The organism is Salipaludibacillus neizhouensis (assembly GCF_002886185.1).
Taxonomy (GTDB): domain Bacteria; phylum Bacillota; class Bacilli; order Bacillales; family Salisediminibacteriaceae; genus Salipaludibacillus; species Salipaludibacillus neizhouensis.
Genome location: NZ_KZ614146.1, coordinates 2,505,987 through 2,521,875 on the forward strand (window position 1 = coordinate 2,505,987; position 15,889 = coordinate 2,521,875).

Below are 15,889 nucleotides of genomic sequence, written 5' to 3' on the forward strand. Positions count from 1 at the left end.
TAAGGAATATTTTATCACATTTCCTCGAATCTTTTTATTGACTAATCGGAATTAACATAGTAAAATTTTTATTTTAAATTATTTTGTGCTATAATAGAAATATTATTGTATTGGAGGAATGTCTATGTTTAAAGTGGGAGACAGTGTCGTTTACCCTTACCATGGGGCAGGGCAAATTAAAGACATGGAAGAAAAAGATATTCTTGGTGAAAAACTAACGTACTATGTTGTTTATTTCCCTTTGAATCACGTAACATTAATGCTTCCAGAAAAGCGTATTCAAGAATCCGGTTTAAGGAAAATCATTGAAACTACCCAGCTTGAAGAACTGGCAGTAGCTTTAAAAACCTGCGAAGTCCCCGTTAAAAAAGAGGCAGCTCGTCCATATTCAAAGGAAAATGAAACACTTCTGAAAACCGGTAGTATTTTAGATGCTGCAAGCGTCATTGCAAACTTAACTTCAAAAGAGGGCGAACGAAACAACGGCCTTCATATGGAAGATCGTAAAAATTTAGATCGCGCTAAACAATTTATCGCCAGTGAATTAATGCTTGTTAATGATATTAGTGAAGAAGAAGCATTAAGCTTTATAAATGAAAATTCCCAGTCACAAGGTGCTTAATAGTTGTTCTGTCAATTGAATAGCATTTTAAGGGGGCACTGAAAAAGTCGTTTTTAACTTTTTCAGTGCCCTCTTTTTGCAATTAAAGAAACCTTCACGTGTTATTTATTACCTCCCTTCTCCTTTCTAACCCCTATCTCTTTGATTGTTTTCCAAAGACACAAGCTTTATAATGAGATAGTGAAGTTAGTATAATGGTTACTAGCTGAGAAATGAATTTAAAGAGAAAAATGATATTTGTATTATAGAGGAGGATTTCTCATGGAAGTCATTAAAATATCTCCACGAGGTTATTGCTATGGAGTGGTAGATGCTATGGCTCTGGCCAGACAAGCCGCAGATAATCTGGATTTACCTAGACCTATCTACATTCTGGGTATGATCGTTCATAATAAACATGTTACAGATGCTTTTGAGGTTGATGGTGTTATTACACTTGATGGTTCTAACCGTTTAGAAATACTAAAACAGGTAGATAAAGGGACAGTTATTTTTACAGCTCACGGTGTTTCTCCTGAGGTAAGAGAGTTAGCAAAGAAAAAGGGACTTACTACTATTGACGCTACCTGTCCGGATGTAACGGTGACTCACGACCTTATTCGCAGTAAAAAAGATGAAGGATACGAATTCATCTATATAGGAAAGAACGGCCATCCAGAACCAGAAGGGGCTATTGGCGTTGCTCCTGATGTTGTGCATCTTGTAGAATCCGTCAAAGATGTAGAAAATTTAGAACTTAACAATGATAAGATTCTTGTTACAAATCAGACAACAATGAGTCAATGGGACGTCTCCCATGTGATAAATGCGGCAATTAAAAAGTATCCTCATGCAGAAGTTCACAATGAAATATGTTTAGCCACTCAGGTACGTCAAGAGGCTGTTGCCAAGCAAGCTGGTGAAGCTGATCTACTTATCGTGGTCGGTGATCCGAAAAGTAACAACTCGAATCGCCTTGCTCAAGTTTCCAAAGATATTGCAGACACACCATCTCACCGCATTAGCCATGTAAATGAAATTCACTTGGAATGGCTAAAAGGCATTGATAAAGTTGCTGTCACTTCTGGAGCAAGTACACCCACACCTATTACAAAAGAGGTTATTACTTTTCTACAAAACTTTGACGAGGATGACCCACACACTTGGGATACTACTAGTATGGTGAAATTAACTAAAATTCTTCCAAAGATTAAAAAGAAGAAAAAAATTCAAAATGTATAGTATTTTAAGAAGAAGGCCGCCAAAATATTTTTGGTGGCCTTCGCTCTAGTATAGAACCTGCCTAGAGCGGATTCAAGTTTCTAAATTATATCAACTCTTTATAAGTAACACTCTTTCTACAAAAATCGGAAAGGATCGGTATGAACATTAGAACTAATAACCTCTGTATCATATTTCTTATCTCTAAGAAAAAGTTCTACTTTTTTACGTACCCCTTCTTTCATAATTTTTTCTACATTATGTCCAGGGTCTACCATCGCTAACCCTTCTACCATCGCATCGTGAGCCACATGATAGTATAGATCCCCGGTAACATAAACATCCGCACCTTGCCTTATTGCCTGGAAAGTGTATTTGTTTCCATCACCACCAAGAACAGCTACTTTTTTAACTTTCCGATTTCCTTCACCAACCACACGAAGACCCTTTACGTCAAAAGCAAGCTTCACTTTCTCCGCGAATTCATCTAACGTTAACTCATTTTCCAAATAACCAATTCTTCCTAAACCCAAGGGTTTTCCAGGAGAAGCTATTTGATATAGATCATAGGCAACTTCCTCATAGGGATGTGCTTTGGTCATCGCTTGGATTACTTTTTTTTGCTGCGATGCATGGTACACCGTTTCTATTTTTACTTCATCCACAAACTCCATTTTACCTTTTTCACCGATGAATGGATCCGTTCCTTCCTCAGGTTTAAAAGCACCCGTGCCTAGTGAGTTAAAGGTGCAGTGACTATAGTTACCTATATATCCCGCTCCCGCTCCTCCAAGCGCTTGTCTTACGTTATCAGCCTGCTCTTCAGGAACAAACACAACAAGCTTCATTAATGGATCCGTATCTGTCTCGACGAGTACACGAAGGTCAGTTAGTTCTAATGCATCTGCCATCATGTCATTTACACCACCTGGTGCTACATCCAGGTTTGTGTGAGCAGCGTAGACAGTGATATTATGTTTAATAAGTTTTTCAATTGTTCTTCCATACCCAGTATCAGTGCGCAGAGCTTTAATAGGTTTGAATATAACAGGGTGATGAGCAATGATTAAGTCAACATCATTATCAATAGCTTCATCAACCACTGTCTCCAAGACATCTAATGCTATCATTACTTTTTTTATCGGTTTATTTAACGTGCCTACCTGTAAACCGACCTTATCACCTTCAACAGCATAAGATTTTGGTGAAAATTGTTCAAATGACTGAATAATCGTTTGGCCATTCGCTAACTTCACGATAATTCCTCCTTGATCCATTGTAATCTTTTTGAAATTTCATTCATTTTTTCTTCTTTATTTGTTTCTTTTTTTGCTTGTTGAATTTGCGATCTCACGTGTTCTAATTTTAACTCTTCCCTTATCCATTTCTTTTGAAAAGTAGAATTTTTATTTTTCAATAAACAAGGTCCCATCCAGAGTTCCTTTTCTAAGTTGTCGCTATACATTGCAGAAGGTTTACCTGGCTCTGCAACAATTATTTCATAAATATGCTCATCTTCTTCTACCATTTCTTCTGCTATCAAACTCCACTGATGTTGAAAGAGCCACTTTCTAATATGATTAGCAGCTACATTTGGTTGTAAAACCAGTCGTTTTACATTCACTAATTGTTGTTTTCCTTCATCTAAAATGGAAGTTATTAATGGTCCGCCCATGCCCGCTATCACAATAGTATCGACATTTTCACCTTCAAGAACTTCCAGTCCACTACCTAACTTCGCTGTAATTTTCGACGATAATTCATGTTTGTTAATTAGAGATCTTGCTGAGCTCAACGGTCCTTCATTTACTTCTCCGGCAATGGCCGTTTTACACTTTTTGTTTTGCACCAAAAATACAGGTAAATAAGCATGATCTGTGCCTATATCTGCTACAGTGTCTCCAATCACGTATCCACCAACAGTATGTAATCGTATCGAAAGATTTTGTTCATTCATAAAAATCACCTTAGCTCCTATGTTAATACTGGTTCAAAGCATTTAAAAAAATAATAATGTTTTTGAACTTCCTTTTATATGACAAAAAGAAGGATACATGATCCTTCTTTTACTAATTAATTATTCAGATTCAGCCATAATAAATTCAGCTACAGCATCAGCTTCTTCTCCTGCTACTAGTCCATCAGGCATATTACCTGGACCTTCTGCAATTGCAGCCAGAACATCATCGTGCGAAAGATTTCCGCCATTTAATGGTGGACCTGACGCACCACTCAAGTCTCCGCCGTGACAACCTGCACAGGTACCTTCAAAAATATTTTCTCCTAATTCCACAGGACTTGCAAATTCTTCTTCCGCAGCGTTTTCATTGCCTTCACCATTTTCGGATGCAATATCCTCCTGATTAATACCAACAAACGATAAAACAATGATTAAACCGATCCCTAGAAATGCAGTTAATGCGAAAGGGAATAGTGGTTTTCCTCTCATCTGTATGTACCTCCCTTATTATATACTAAGATAATTAATTTTAAACGCTTCACATCGCAAAGCTCTATTATATTGTATATGAAAAACTAACAATAGAAAAGTAAAATATCTATTTCCATCACAATTGATATTTTTATCGATCGGATAACCCAAAATCCTCCGTCATAGCCCGAGGATCGTCTGTAATAATAGCATCAACCCCACATAGTTTACATATTTTAGCTTCTCGTATCGTTTTGATGTTATAAACCCTCACCGGAACATTTTTTTTACTCCATCTCCGATAATATCTTATCGACTGAAAGCTATGTCGTATGTGTATGCCATCCGCTTTTATTTTCTGTGCATAATTTGGTCCTCTGAAAATTGGAGTTTTCGTCAACAAAGCCGTTTCAATTTCAGGAGCTTGTTTTTTTATTTCGGCTATATACGGATGATAGAATGTTGAAATAATGACGGAATGAGTAACGCCATGTTGTAGAATTTCATTTACACAACTTTTCACAAATAAATGGTGATTATCAGATTGCTGCTTCAATTCAACATGTAGCTTTAAGGAATGATCTTTTGACCAATTTAGTACTTCAGCAAAAGAAGGAATCTTCTCTCCTCTAAATGATTCTTTAAAACTACTTCCTGCATCAAATTGTTTTAACTCTTGTAATGTAAAAGAACGAACAGCACCACTTCCATTTGTAGTCCTGTTAATTGTTGAATCATGAATAACGACCGGGATATTATCTTTAGACCATTGAATATCGAACTCTATTCCTTTTATAGGGTATTTTACAGCTGACATAAAGGCAGCCATCGTATTCTCAGGGGTGTAACGATTGTTTCCTCTATGCGCAATAATGTCCATCGCTAAAACTCCTTTCTATATTCCTTGACCAACTACTAGTGCGATAAATAATAGTATCCCAGTTCCTCCTGCGATATATAAATAATGATAACGAAATCTCCACCCAACAATAATCCATACAATACATAACAGGACTATTCCCGTCCCCAAAGCAAATAAATTATCATAGAAAAATTCCTCTACAGTTACAATGAGTAATATAAAAGAAATAAATGTCGAAAGAACAACGAAAAGATGTGAAATTGGTTTACTTTTGTTATTATAGTTCCTTGCCCCTATTATCCCGAGAATTAGAAAACCTCCTAATCCACTTAATTGCACCACTGATGAAAATTGCACGAAAAAAATGATGGCAAGAAGAATAGTAATGATAACTATCATAATTAAAAAACTGACGATAACTTTACGACTATTTTTAAGGATTGCCTTGATTGCAGTTGACCTGTTCTCATTTTCTTCCTGGAGTTCTCCTTCTGTATATAAACTAAGCAAAAAACGGCAATATGTTTCTGGTAACAATTTATTTTCTTGCCACTTTTTTATTTCGTTTATAATAATATCATTTTTACTCTCCTCCATATAAAGCACCTTTCTCCCTAATTAGGCATATTTTAAATCATTACAATAATCATTCTATTATGTATCTTTGACAGATAACCATGTGATGCACCTAACGTAAAGCTTAGTTTATACTCTCTTATAGGTGCTACTGCTACACTATTTTATTATATCGTCTATATTTATTTTATGTATAATGAAGTTCATAATAAAAACGCACAGCGCCTTTTATTAAAAACAACGTGACCTTTCGCTGCCATTTATTTAACAAAGATAGCTGTTTTCTGTACTTTCTTACTATAAAATAAAAGCTTGAAAGAGGAAAACCTCTCCCAAGCTATATGGTCGTTTAAATATTGATGTTTATTCGAGAAAATCCTTCAGACGTTTACTTCTGCTTGGATGGCGCAATTTACGTAATGCTTTTGCCTCAATTTGTCGAATTCGTTCCCGAGTAACCCCAAATACTTTTCCTACTTCTTCTAAAGTACGGGTTCTGCCATCATCTAGGCCAAATCGTAGGCGTAATACATTCTCTTCACGGTCTGTGAGTGTATCAAGAACGTCTTCAAGCTGTTCTTTTAACAATTCATAGGCTGCAGCATCAGCTGGTGCTAGAGCTTCCTGGTCCTCAATAAAGTCGCCTAAATGTGAATCATCCTCTTCCCCGATAGGAGTCTCTAGAGATACCGGTTCTTGAGCTATTTTCAATATTTCTCTAACTTTATCTGGTGTTAACTCCATCTCTTTAGATACTTCCTCAGGTGTTGGCTCTCGACCTAGATCCTGTAGAAGTTGTCGTTGCACACGAATAAGCTTATTTATTGTTTCTACCATGTGTACTGGAATTCTAATGGTTCTTGCCTGGTCAGCAATCGCCCGGGTAATCGCTTGTCTAATCCACCAAGTAGCATACGTACTGAATTTAAAACCTTTGTCATAGTCAAACTTCTCCACAGCTTTAATCAAGCCCATGTTTCCTTCTTGAATTAAATCAAGGAAAAGCATACCTCGACCAACATAACGCTTAGCTATACTTACAACTAGACGAAGGTTTGCTTCGGCTAATCGCCGCTTCGCTTCCTCGTCACCGTCTTCAATCTTTTTAGCTAACTCAATTTCTTCTGCTGCAGATAATAATGGAACACGTCCAATTTCTTTTAAATACATGCGGACGGGATCATTAATTTTAATACCTGGTGGTACACTTAAATCATTTAAATCAAAAGAATCCTCCTTCTCCACTTGCTGGAGACTTGGTACATTCTCGTTATCATTTATAATTTCTACTCCTTGTTCTCCAAGGTATTCGAAAAATTCATCCATTTGATCAGAGTCTTGATCAAATGCACCTAATCTCTCTGTAATTTCGGCGTAGGTTAATGTTCCTCGCTTTTTTCCTTGTTCTACTAATTGTTCCTTAACCTGATCGATGGTAAGATCACCTTCCGCCAATGGACGAATTGGTTTATCAGCCATACGACCCCTCCTTCCTGAAGTTCACAACAAATACTAAAATTATTGGATTCAATGGTTTTTTAATTCTTGTTTCATTTTGATGATTTGCATCGCTATTAACGCTGCTTCTCCAAAATTATTCATTTCTTCTGCTTTTTTTTGCTGTATTTTTAATTGATCAATTTCTCTATATTTAGGAAATTGATGAATCTGTTTCAGATAATCGTTCAATTCCTGCTCAGACAGGTCATGGTTAACCCTCTTCATCGCAAGACTAGTGGCTTTGCTTCTCAAATCACTATCTGATATTCTTTCTATAAAGTGAGATGGATTTGGGTCGTATCCTTCTCCGTAATAGCTATAAATGAGTGCGGCAATTGCTTGGTAGTCATCAATGTAAAAATTACCACCAATTTCTTTTTGCACATGGTCAGCTATTGACCTAGAATGAAGCATAAGGGCAATAAGTTCTCTTTCCGCATTTTCATGGGCGGGAAGCAATTTCTTGGGTTCCTTTGCTACCCTAGTTTGAACAGCTTTATGAATTTGCCGCTTTTGTTTTTTTTCAGCAACCTTCATTAGACCCATTTGTTCTTGCTTTAATGCTTCTAATGATAAAGAGAACTCATCCGCTAATTTTCTTAAATAGTGATCTCGCTCAACAGCACCGGATAATTGACTAATCTCCTGTAAAATGTTTTCTATATACGTTAAGCGATCTCCTTCTTGTTGAAGATTCTTGCCTTTGCGATAAAATTCAAAAATGAACGACATGAATGTCACACTCTGCAGGATGACATCCTGGTTAAATCGTTTTGAACCATGTTTTCTTATATAATCATCGGGATCGTCTCCATCAGGCAGTAATGCTACCTCTACTTCGAGACCAACATTCCGCAGTAATTGCCCGTTTTTATAGGTTGCTTGCATACCAGCATGGTCAGAATCGTAACAAATAATAATCCGATCAATATTTCTGCGCAACATTTTTGCTTGATTTTCAGTTAATGCCGTACCCAATCCGCCTATCCCGTTGTCTATACCCGCCCTCCATGCAGAAATAACATCAACATACCCTTCAAACAAAACAGCTTCACTTTTCTTTTTCATTAAAGGGCGAGCCTGATGAAAATAATAGAGAATATCACTCTTATTAAAAAGCTGGGATTCGGGACTATTTAGGTATTTAGGCTTACCATCATTTAAGACACGACCACCAAAAGCAACCATTTTCCCTTGTCGGTCCCAAATGGGAAACATGATTCGATCTCGAAATTTGTCATACGCTTTGGAGTCAGAGTCTCTTAAACCGACGAGGCCCGCTTGTTCCATCTCTTCCATGGAAAAATCCCTTTTCAGTAAAAAACGGGAAAGAAACTCCCAGGAATTTGGTGCGTATCCAATTTGAAAGTGGTCAATAACCTCTTTCGTGAATCCTCTACCCCTTAAATACTCTCTTGCTTGTTTCCCTTCATCAGAAACGGTCAATACATGATGATAGAGCTTTGCTGCAAGCTGGTGCGCTTCGTGCCAACTCTTTGATTTGTTATCTGAACTCTCTTCCGTTTTGGACAGAGCATCTAATTCTGGAATGGTTACATCTGTTTTATTGGCCAGTTTTTCAACTGCTTCAATAAAACTAACATCTTCTATTTCCATGACAAATGAAAATGCATTCCCACCAGCGCCACAACCAAAACAATGGTACAACTGTTTATCGGGTGAAACAGAAAAAGAGGGCGTTTTTTCTCCATGAAAAGGACATAACCCTTGGAAGTTTCTTCCCTGTTTTTTTAGCTGAACATACTCACTAACTATATCAACGATATCCAGTGATTGACGGACTTGTTCAATTTTTTCATCAGGAATTCGTTGACTCACCAGACTCACCAACCTTTTATTTCAAAACATTCCTTAACCGCAGAAGCACCTAAGCTTCGATTGAGGTATTATCTTGTTTGTTTCGGATTACACCCGATCCTCCTTATAGCGTTTTTAGGTCATAGCAGTACAGCTCTTCATTAGCTTCACTTGGAGGGTGACAAGGCACCGAACAAAATAATCTATTCCTGATCAGATAATTTCACTCTCCTCTTCACTCAATGAAAAACTTACTATGGTTTAATCAACAACTGGATTCATCACCATCGACAAAAATCCTCATATTTTTCTTTTGCATATGTTGGTTATTCTACATCCATTTTCAGAATCCTTCTTTTTTGGCCACTTATTCCATATTCCCTAAAAAAATAAGAGAGAAGAAATAAATTAACATAATGTCTCTTACTATCTTTACCAAAAAAAAAATAAAAAGTCTTGACATTTACAATTTATTTGTTCTCACTGTAATTATTCCTATTTTTATTTATTATTATCAAGTCACAATATTTCATTATATAGGATAAATTGACTTTTGACTAGAATTTTCTCTTATTTCTCATTTTTCTAGAAAATACAGTTCAAATACTAGTAAATCCACGTTCCAAACAACACTTGAAGTACCCATACAAACGATGACACTAGTTAATAATTAGAAAATCATAAGAATTTGAATGACTATTTTAGAAAAGAAATTATATTATAAATTTATTTTAATAATTTTTTATGCAGGCTGCTATTTAAACTTTGTCGCGCTGAAAAAAATCTTGAAAAGCTTAATAATCATCTAATAAACAAAAACAAGAATAAAAAGTAAAATATCGGATAAACATCTTAATACCGTGTTTCTTCACTTAAATATGTTTTTCACAAGCAAAATATGCCCACATAAACGAAGACCCAAAGGAGGAAATCCCAGTGAGCCTTTAACCATTTATTCTTTTTCTTTACGCTGGACAATTTGAAATATTAGATTTGCTGTTTCTTCTACTGCTTTAGTCGACACGTCAATTACTTCACACCCAATGCGCTTCATTACTCCGGCCGAGTAAACAAGTTCATCTTCAATGCGTTGAATTTTAGCATAGTTTGCTTCTTCTTTTAGTCCCAGAGCTTTTAAACGCTCTGTTCGAATACCATTCAACTTAACGGGACTGATCGTTAAGCCAATTACCTTGTCACTATTTATAGAGAATAGTTCCTCCGGTGGTTCTACTTCAGGAACTAAAGGAACATTGGCAACTTTGAGACGCTTATGGGCAAGATATTGTGATAATGGTGTTTTTGACGTTCGAGACACACCTACAAGCACAACATCGGCCCGCAGAATGCCTCTAGGATCTCTTCCATCATCATATTTCACCGCAAATTCAATGGCTTCTACTTTTTTAAAATAATCCTCATCCAGCATATGGATAAGACCAGATTCATTTTTAGGAGGACATTGTAACTTCTTTTCCATCATGGCAACCATTGGTGAAAGAATATCATGCGAAGGTATATTATGGAGCTTTGCCTGCTCAACCAGATGTGTCTTAACTTCCGGAAGAACAACAGTAAATGCAATCATTCCATGATTTTCTTTCGCAAGAGCAATAACCTCATCTACCGTCCCGATATCTCCCACATAAGGAATACGTTGTATCATTGTTTTATCTTCATCAAATTGACTAATCGCTGCTTTTACTACTAGTTCAGCAGTTTCACCAACAGAGTCCGATATAACATAAACGATCGACCGATTAACGGGAATTTGTGAATTAATCATATATACTCCTCTCATTTTGACAGAGAAACCTTAAGAATGAATATCATCATCAGCAATAAATACGAATGCTTTCGTTATATTCGTCTTCGTCAATCGCCCAATTACTTCATGGTGGATTTCGCCATCAGTTTCAACTTCTTTTACGACAGGAAGTCCGTCGATTTGCTTGCCTATTAGTTTGTTTGCTACTTCCAACATACTGTCAGAAGGATGACATGTTGTAACATTTGGCATCCTCGTCATGATTATACTTACTGGAACTGATTCTAAGTCTTGCTTCCCCATACTTGCTCGAAGCAAATCCTTTCTAGAAACAATCCCGATCAGGTGTTTCCTTTTATTAACAACAAAGAGAGTTCCGACATCCTCTAGAAACATCGTGCATATCGCATCGTACACGGATGCCGATTCCTCCACAACTACCGGAATTGATTGAAACTCTTTTACCGTTAGCTTTTTCATTCGTTCATTAAAGAGCTGTGAACCGGTCTTACCGGTATAATAATAGCCCACTCGCGGTCTAGCATCTAAAAATCCAGACATGGTCAAAATAGCGAGATCAGGTCTTAAAGTTGCTCGCGACAATGAAAGTTTTTGAGCAATTTGCTCACCAGTAATAGGACCGCTTTCTTTTACGATAACAATAATCTTTTCTTGTCTTTCATTAAGTTCCATTGCCTTCACCGCCCTCTGTACTCAGGCAAGAGTAATTCTAACTAACCTTATTATATCTTAGTCTTCCCTGCAGGTCTAAAATCTTTCTATTCCTCTGCATGAAACACAATCACTTGGAATTCAGCAAAAGACGTAATGATTGCGGCAACTTTTTTCATTTGTGCTAATCTATTTTGCTTGATATCATTATCTTCGGCCATGACCATAATATTCGCAAAATAATCATGAATAACTGGTTCCAACTCTTTTAATTGCGCATACGCGTCAGAAATATTCCCCTCTTCCAAAAGCTGAGCAATTTTTGATTGTTTTTCTTCCGCTTTGTTTTGCAATGTTATTTCTGCTTGCTCTTTTAGAAGAACAGTGTTTACCTCTGCTTGATCATTCGCTTTTTTAGCAATATTCAGGACGCGACTGAATGCTTCCACATCTTTTTTAAATTCATTCGTATTTAGTAATGTCATTAAAAATTCTGCTCGATAAACTGTTTTAGAAACGAATCCTATATCGGTACTCAGAACAGCATCCGCGACATCATAGCGGACGCCCCGCTCCTGGAGCATATTTTTATAACGGAGCCATATAAAATCCTCCATGTCTTTCATGACATCTACTTTATCACGGTTTAGAAGGCCTTTTTCAGCAATAATTTCAAGCGTTTCCTTGATTACCGAAAATAAATTAACATCCCATTCTTGTGATAAAAAGATTGTTAATACTGCCGCAGTTTGACGGCGCAAGCCATGTGGATCTTGAGAACCGGTTGGTATGTTACCAATTCCGAAACTAGTAACAATTGTATCTAATTTATCAGCTACGCTAACATATGCACCAATAGACGTGCTTGGTGGCTGATCCCCAGATTGCTTTGGTAAATAATGCTCACGGATTGCTTTCGCTACTTCAGCTTCTTCACCAAACTTTAGAGCATACTCTTCCCCCATTCTTCCCTCCAGTTCCGGAAATTCATTGACCATGTGGGTTACTAAATCAGCCTTTGCTAGTTGCGCAGCACGCTTTGTTTGATTAAGTTGAGTGGGACTAGCTCCTGTTTTTACAGCGATCTTTTCTGAAATTTCTTCTATCCTCCGAACTTTGTCACCAACAGAACCAAGTTTTTCGTGATAAACAATTGCTTCTAAACGAGGTAACCTTGAATCTAGTGACTTTTTCAAATCCTCCTGATAGAAAAACTCAGAGTCAGCAAGGCGTGCCCGTAATACTTTTTCATTTCCTTTTTGAACGTTCTCTAAATGACGATGATCACCATTACGAACAGTCACGAAATGAGGCAACAGCTCTCCTGCTTTATTTTTCACCGGGAAATATCGCTGATGTTCACGCATCGATGTAATTAATACCTCATCAGGAACTTTTAAAAATCGTTCGTCAAAGTTTCCAAAAAGAGCTGTAGGATATTCTACCAGATTATTTACTTCTTCCAATAATCCGTCATCAATAGGAATGACCCAGTCTTCACTCTCTGCTATTCGCTCGATTTGAGTGCGTATAGCCTCTTTTCTCTCCACTGGGTTTACCATAACATGCTCACTTAAAAGCGTTTCAACGTAACTATCAGCATCAGCCAGCTGTCTCGTTGTCCCTAAAAAACGATGTCCTATCGTTTCATTGCCGGTATGGACGTTCGTTATTTCAAACGGAATAACCTCGGATCCATATAATGCTACAAGCCACTTCACAGGTCTGACATAACGGAGGTCATTGGCACCCCACTTCATGTTTTTAGGAAAAGGAACACGCAGAATAACATCTTTTAATTGCGGTAGAAGTTCAACTGTCTTTTGACCCGTCACATGCTTTTTAACAAAAACGTATTCCTCGCCTTTTAATTCTTTGAAAAATAAATCATCGACAGAAACCTTTTGTCCCCTTGCAAATCCTTGAGCCGCTTTCGACCAGTTTCCTGACTCATCCATCGCAATTTTCTTAGAAGGTCCTTTTGCTTCTTCTTCAATATCACGTTGTGTTCCTTCCAACCCTTTAATGACTATTGCTAGGCGTCTTGGAGTTGAGTAAGCCTCTATGTTTTTATATCGAAGGCGATTATCCTTCAACCACTTTTCTACTAATCCCGATAGATTGTTCATTGCATCCGTGACAAATCTCGCAGGCATTTCTTCTAATCCAACTTCTAGCAATAACGATTGATTATTCATGAGATGTTTCCTCCTTATCCTTCAACATTGGAAATCCTAAATCTTCCCGTACATTGTAATACTGCTGAGCACAATTCCTTGCTAAGTTTCTGACCCGTCCAATATACCCCGTTCGCTCGGTTACCGATATGGCACCTTGCGCATCTAATAGATTAAATACGTGCGAGCATTTTAAAACATAGTCATAAGCAGGTATAACAAGTTTTTCTTCTAAAATTCTCTGCGCTTCTTTCTCATATTTAGAGAACAGATCAAACAACATCGCTGCGTCAGCAACCTCAAACGCATATTTTGACTGTTCATATTCATTTTGTAAAAAGACATCTCCATACGTGAATCCATTCACCCATTCAAGATCAAATACATTTTCTTTATCTTGAATGTATGAAGCAAGTCTTTCAATACCATAAGTGATTTCAACAGATACAGGCTTAGCGTCTAAACCGCCTACTTGCTGGAAATAAGTAAATTGGGTGATTTCCATTCCATCGAGCCATACTTCCCAACCTAGTCCCCAAGCAGCTAACGTCGGAGCTTCCCAGTTATCCTCCACAAAGCGTATATCATGTTCTGCTGGATTTATTCCTAATTGTTTAAGGCTTTCTAAATACAATTCCTGAATATTGTCTGGAGAAGGTTTCATGACTACCTGGAACTGATGGTGCTGGTATAAACGGTTCGGGTTTTCGCCGTATCTTCCGTCTGCCGGACGTCTAGAAGGTTCTACATACGCAACATTCCACGGCTCTGGTCCTATACTTCTTAAAAATGTCATAGGGTTCATCGTACCAGCACCTTTTTCCACGTCATAAGGTTGCAAAATCAAGCAGTTTTGGTTGCCCCAAAATTTTTGTAACGTTAAAATCATTTCTTGAACGTTCATTTTCATACCCCTCCAATAATAGTGTTTACAAAACTAAAACATTAGACTATTCTTATAAAACCAAAAAACTCTCATCCCTATGCCCAGACTTTGGACATAGGGACGAGAGTTACCCGCGGTTCCACCCTAATTGCATATAAGAATATGCCTCTTTCTAAAGTATGCTCCGGAACGCCTTCTTTACTGTCATTGACGCTTAGCTTTCACCGGCCTAAGCTCGCTTTTGTCAAGATTAAGTAAGTACTATTTTCCTTCTTCGCATTTATAAGTATAATAAAAAAATTTCTTTTGCTTCTAACGTGTGATCGATGCTTATACAGCAAAATCGTTTTGCTTTCACTTTTCTAACATATTACATAAAGAACACTTACGTGTCAATGTGTTGATCTGTAAACTTCTCCATTTGATCTAAAAAGCGCTTTGATTTCAAATACACACCAACATGTTCCTGGTAGTACATTTCCAAGACTTTTTTCAATTGCTGTTTTGTTTCCGTTTTGACCGAGATATGCCCGATCCTAGTTGGATTCAACTGCTGAAATAATTGCAGTAATTTAATCGTTGCTGAGGAAACCTTTAAATGGTAGTCATCTATATGCATACATTGAGAGCATAAAACACCACCTTGGCGTAAAGAAAACACAAATGGCAGATCAAATCTGCCACAATTTGTGCATTCATGAAGTACTGGCATTGAACCCGTGTAAGCCAACATTTTTGTTTCAAATATCCGTAACAGTATCTCGCCATCCTCTCCTTCATTCAAGTGATGAAGGAGCTGATAAATTAGCTCAAACAAATACGGATTCTTTTCGCGATCGTCAATAAGTTTATCTAACAATTCAACCATATAAGCCCCGTATGCCGTTAACATTAAATCACTTCTAATCTCACGGAATGAATCCAAAATATCCGCTTGGTTTAAAGTGCCAATCCCTTTAGATTGATGATATACAAACGAGCCATAAATAAATAATTGTGAACTTGAAGCAAACCGACTTTTAGGTTTTTTCGCTCCTCTGGCCATTAAGGCAACCTTGCCAAATTCCCGGGAATAAACCGTTAGTATTTTATTTGATTCTCCATAGTTAGTTGTTCTAATAACGATTCCCTCTATTTTTTGTAACAAAGCCACCACCTCTAATTCATAAGCATTAACTTAGTGAAGAAGCGACTCTTGATCCTCCGAGGAAAGCCCCTCTTCTTGTAGAGGGTTTTCTTCCATTCCATCCCTTTCTACCTCTTTATAAAGTAAATAGGATTCCGGGTGTCCTGTAACTGCAAAAAGATTCCAAGTTAAATGTTTCATTAAACCTCGCCCCTTTCATGCAAAGAACGTTTTTTCGTTCTCCTCATTTA

At 37.3% G+C, this 15,889-nt stretch carries 15 protein-coding genes and 1 other annotated feature; of the genes, 2 read left to right on the top strand and 13 right to left on the bottom strand.

Features of this window, described 5'->3' with window-relative positions; all coding sequences use genetic code 11:
• The first annotated feature begins 124 nt into the window (after nucleotides 1-124).
• The gene (locus CEF18_RS11860) at nucleotides 125-622 is read left to right on the top strand and encodes a CarD family transcriptional regulator (RefSeq protein ID WP_110936666.1); all 498 of its coding nucleotides are present in this window, start codon (nucleotides 125-127) and stop codon (nucleotides 620-622) included.
• Between the two features lie 261 nt (nucleotides 623-883).
• Nucleotides 884-1,843, top strand: a complete 960-nt coding sequence (locus tag CEF18_RS11865; protein ID WP_110936667.1) for a 4-hydroxy-3-methylbut-2-enyl diphosphate reductase — start codon at nucleotides 884-886, stop codon at nucleotides 1,841-1,843.
• A gap of 116 nt (nucleotides 1,844-1,959) precedes the next feature.
• Here the strand turns inward: CEF18_RS11865 and CEF18_RS11870 are convergent, their stop codons facing one another.
• From CEF18_RS11870 to CEF18_RS11930, 13 genes are all read right to left on the bottom strand, one after another.
• Entirely contained in the window at nucleotides 1,960-3,081 is a 1,122-nt protein-coding gene (locus tag CEF18_RS11870) for a Nif3-like dinuclear metal center hexameric protein (RefSeq protein ID WP_110937678.1), read from the bottom strand.
• Nucleotides 3,075-3,779 carry a tRNA (adenine(22)-N(1))-methyltransferase gene (locus tag CEF18_RS11875; RefSeq protein WP_110936668.1) on the bottom strand — a complete coding sequence of 235 codons (705 nt, stop codon included), beginning with the start codon at nucleotides 3,777-3,779 and terminating at the stop codon, nucleotides 3,075-3,077. The genes CEF18_RS11870 and CEF18_RS11875 overlap by 7 nt, the downstream gene beginning before the upstream one ends.
• Before the next feature lie 120 nt (nucleotides 3,780-3,899).
• Complete coding sequence (locus tag CEF18_RS11880) at nucleotides 3,900-4,271, bottom strand: c-type cytochrome (protein WP_110936669.1); 372 nt, start codon at nucleotides 4,269-4,271, stop codon at nucleotides 3,900-3,902.
• A gap of 133 nt (nucleotides 4,272-4,404) precedes the next feature.
• Nucleotides 4,405-5,133 carry a glycerophosphodiester phosphodiesterase gene (locus tag CEF18_RS11885; RefSeq protein ID WP_110936670.1) on the bottom strand — a complete coding sequence of 243 codons (729 nt, stop codon included), beginning with the start codon at nucleotides 5,131-5,133 and terminating at the stop codon, nucleotides 4,405-4,407.
• Between the two features lie 15 nt (nucleotides 5,134-5,148).
• Nucleotides 5,149-5,712, bottom strand: coding sequence for a hypothetical protein (locus CEF18_RS11890; RefSeq protein WP_110936671.1), 564 nt, complete (start codon nucleotides 5,710-5,712; stop codon nucleotides 5,149-5,151).
• A 342-nt stretch (nucleotides 5,713-6,054) separates the two neighbouring features.
• Nucleotides 6,055-7,170, bottom strand: coding sequence for an RNA polymerase sigma factor RpoD (rpoD, locus tag CEF18_RS11895; protein WP_110936672.1), 1,116 nt, complete (start codon nucleotides 7,168-7,170; stop codon nucleotides 6,055-6,057).
• A gap of 48 nt (nucleotides 7,171-7,218) precedes the next feature.
• Nucleotides 7,219-9,030 (bottom strand): DNA primase, encoded by a 1,812-nt coding sequence (gene dnaG / locus CEF18_RS11900; RefSeq protein WP_110936673.1) that lies wholly within the window; start codon nucleotides 9,028-9,030, stop codon nucleotides 7,219-7,221.
• 931 nt (nucleotides 9,031-9,961) lie between these two features.
• Nucleotides 9,962-10,795 carry a pyruvate, water dikinase regulatory protein gene (locus CEF18_RS11905; RefSeq protein WP_110936674.1) on the bottom strand — a complete coding sequence of 278 codons (834 nt, stop codon included), beginning with the start codon at nucleotides 10,793-10,795 and terminating at the stop codon, nucleotides 9,962-9,964.
• Nucleotides 10,796-10,825: 30 nt separating this feature from the next.
• A complete protein-coding gene (locus CEF18_RS11910) occupies nucleotides 10,826-11,470 on the bottom strand; it encodes a helix-turn-helix transcriptional regulator (protein ID WP_110936675.1) in 645 nt (214 codons plus the stop codon).
• A gap of 86 nt (nucleotides 11,471-11,556) precedes the next feature.
• On the bottom strand, nucleotides 11,557-13,647 hold the full coding sequence (glyS, locus tag CEF18_RS11915) for a glycine--tRNA ligase subunit beta (RefSeq protein WP_110936676.1): 2,091 nt from the start codon (nucleotides 13,645-13,647) through the stop codon (nucleotides 11,557-11,559).
• Nucleotides 13,640-14,530 (bottom strand): glycine--tRNA ligase subunit alpha, encoded by an 891-nt coding sequence (gene glyQ / locus CEF18_RS11920; RefSeq protein WP_183040877.1) that lies wholly within the window; start codon nucleotides 14,528-14,530, stop codon nucleotides 13,640-13,642. The genes glyS and glyQ overlap by 8 nt, the downstream gene beginning before the upstream one ends.
• Before the next feature lie 95 nt (nucleotides 14,531-14,625).
• Nucleotides 14,626-14,796: a binding site (T-box leader), on the bottom strand.
• 101 nt (nucleotides 14,797-14,897) lie between these two features.
• Entirely contained in the window at nucleotides 14,898-15,659 is a 762-nt protein-coding gene (recO, locus tag CEF18_RS11925) for a DNA repair protein RecO (RefSeq protein WP_110936678.1), read from the bottom strand.
• Nucleotides 15,660-15,689: 30 nt separating this feature from the next.
• On the bottom strand, nucleotides 15,690-15,839 hold the full coding sequence (locus CEF18_RS11930) for a YqzL family protein (protein ID WP_110936679.1): 150 nt from the start codon (nucleotides 15,837-15,839) through the stop codon (nucleotides 15,690-15,692).
• Nucleotides 15,840-15,889: the final 50 nt, after the last annotated feature.

Excerpts from the sequence above, each read along its gene's own strand:
- CEF18_RS11860 (WP_110936666.1), top strand. The coding sequence starts at position 125 with ATGTTTAAAGTGGGAGACAGTGTCGTTTACCCTTACCATGGGGCAGGG.
- CEF18_RS11865 (WP_110936667.1), top strand. The coding sequence starts at position 884 with ATGGAAGTCATTAAAATATCTCCACGAGGTTATTGCTATGGAGTGGTA.
- CEF18_RS11875 (WP_110936668.1), bottom strand. The coding sequence starts at position 3,779 with ATGAATGAACAAAATCTTTCGATACGATTACATACTGTTGGTGGATAC.
- CEF18_RS11880 (WP_110936669.1), bottom strand. The coding sequence starts at position 4,271 with ATGAGAGGAAAACCACTATTCCCTTTCGCATTAACTGCATTTCTAGGG.
- CEF18_RS11885 (WP_110936670.1), bottom strand. The coding sequence starts at position 5,133 with ATGGACATTATTGCGCATAGAGGAAACAATCGTTACACCCCTGAGAAT.
- CEF18_RS11890 (WP_110936671.1), bottom strand. The coding sequence starts at position 5,712 with ATGGAGGAGAGTAAAAATGATATTATTATAAACGAAATAAAAAAGTGG.
- rpoD (WP_110936672.1), bottom strand. The coding sequence starts at position 7,170 with ATGGCTGATAAACCAATTCGTCCATTGGCGGAAGGTGATCTTACCATC.
- CEF18_RS11905 (WP_110936674.1), bottom strand. The coding sequence starts at position 10,795 with ATGATTAATTCACAAATTCCCGTTAATCGGTCGATCGTTTATGTTATA.
- CEF18_RS11910 (WP_110936675.1), bottom strand. The coding sequence starts at position 11,470 with ATGGAACTTAATGAAAGACAAGAAAAGATTATTGTTATCGTAAAAGAA.
- glyS (WP_110936676.1), bottom strand. The coding sequence starts at position 13,647 with ATGAATAATCAATCGTTATTGCTAGAAGTTGGATTAGAAGAAATGCCT.
- glyQ (WP_183040877.1), bottom strand. The coding sequence starts at position 14,530 with ATGAACGTTCAAGAAATGATTTTAACGTTACAAAAATTTTGGGGCAAC.
- CEF18_RS11930 (WP_110936679.1), bottom strand. The coding sequence starts at position 15,839 with ATGAAACATTTAACTTGGAATCTTTTTGCAGTTACAGGACACCCGGAA.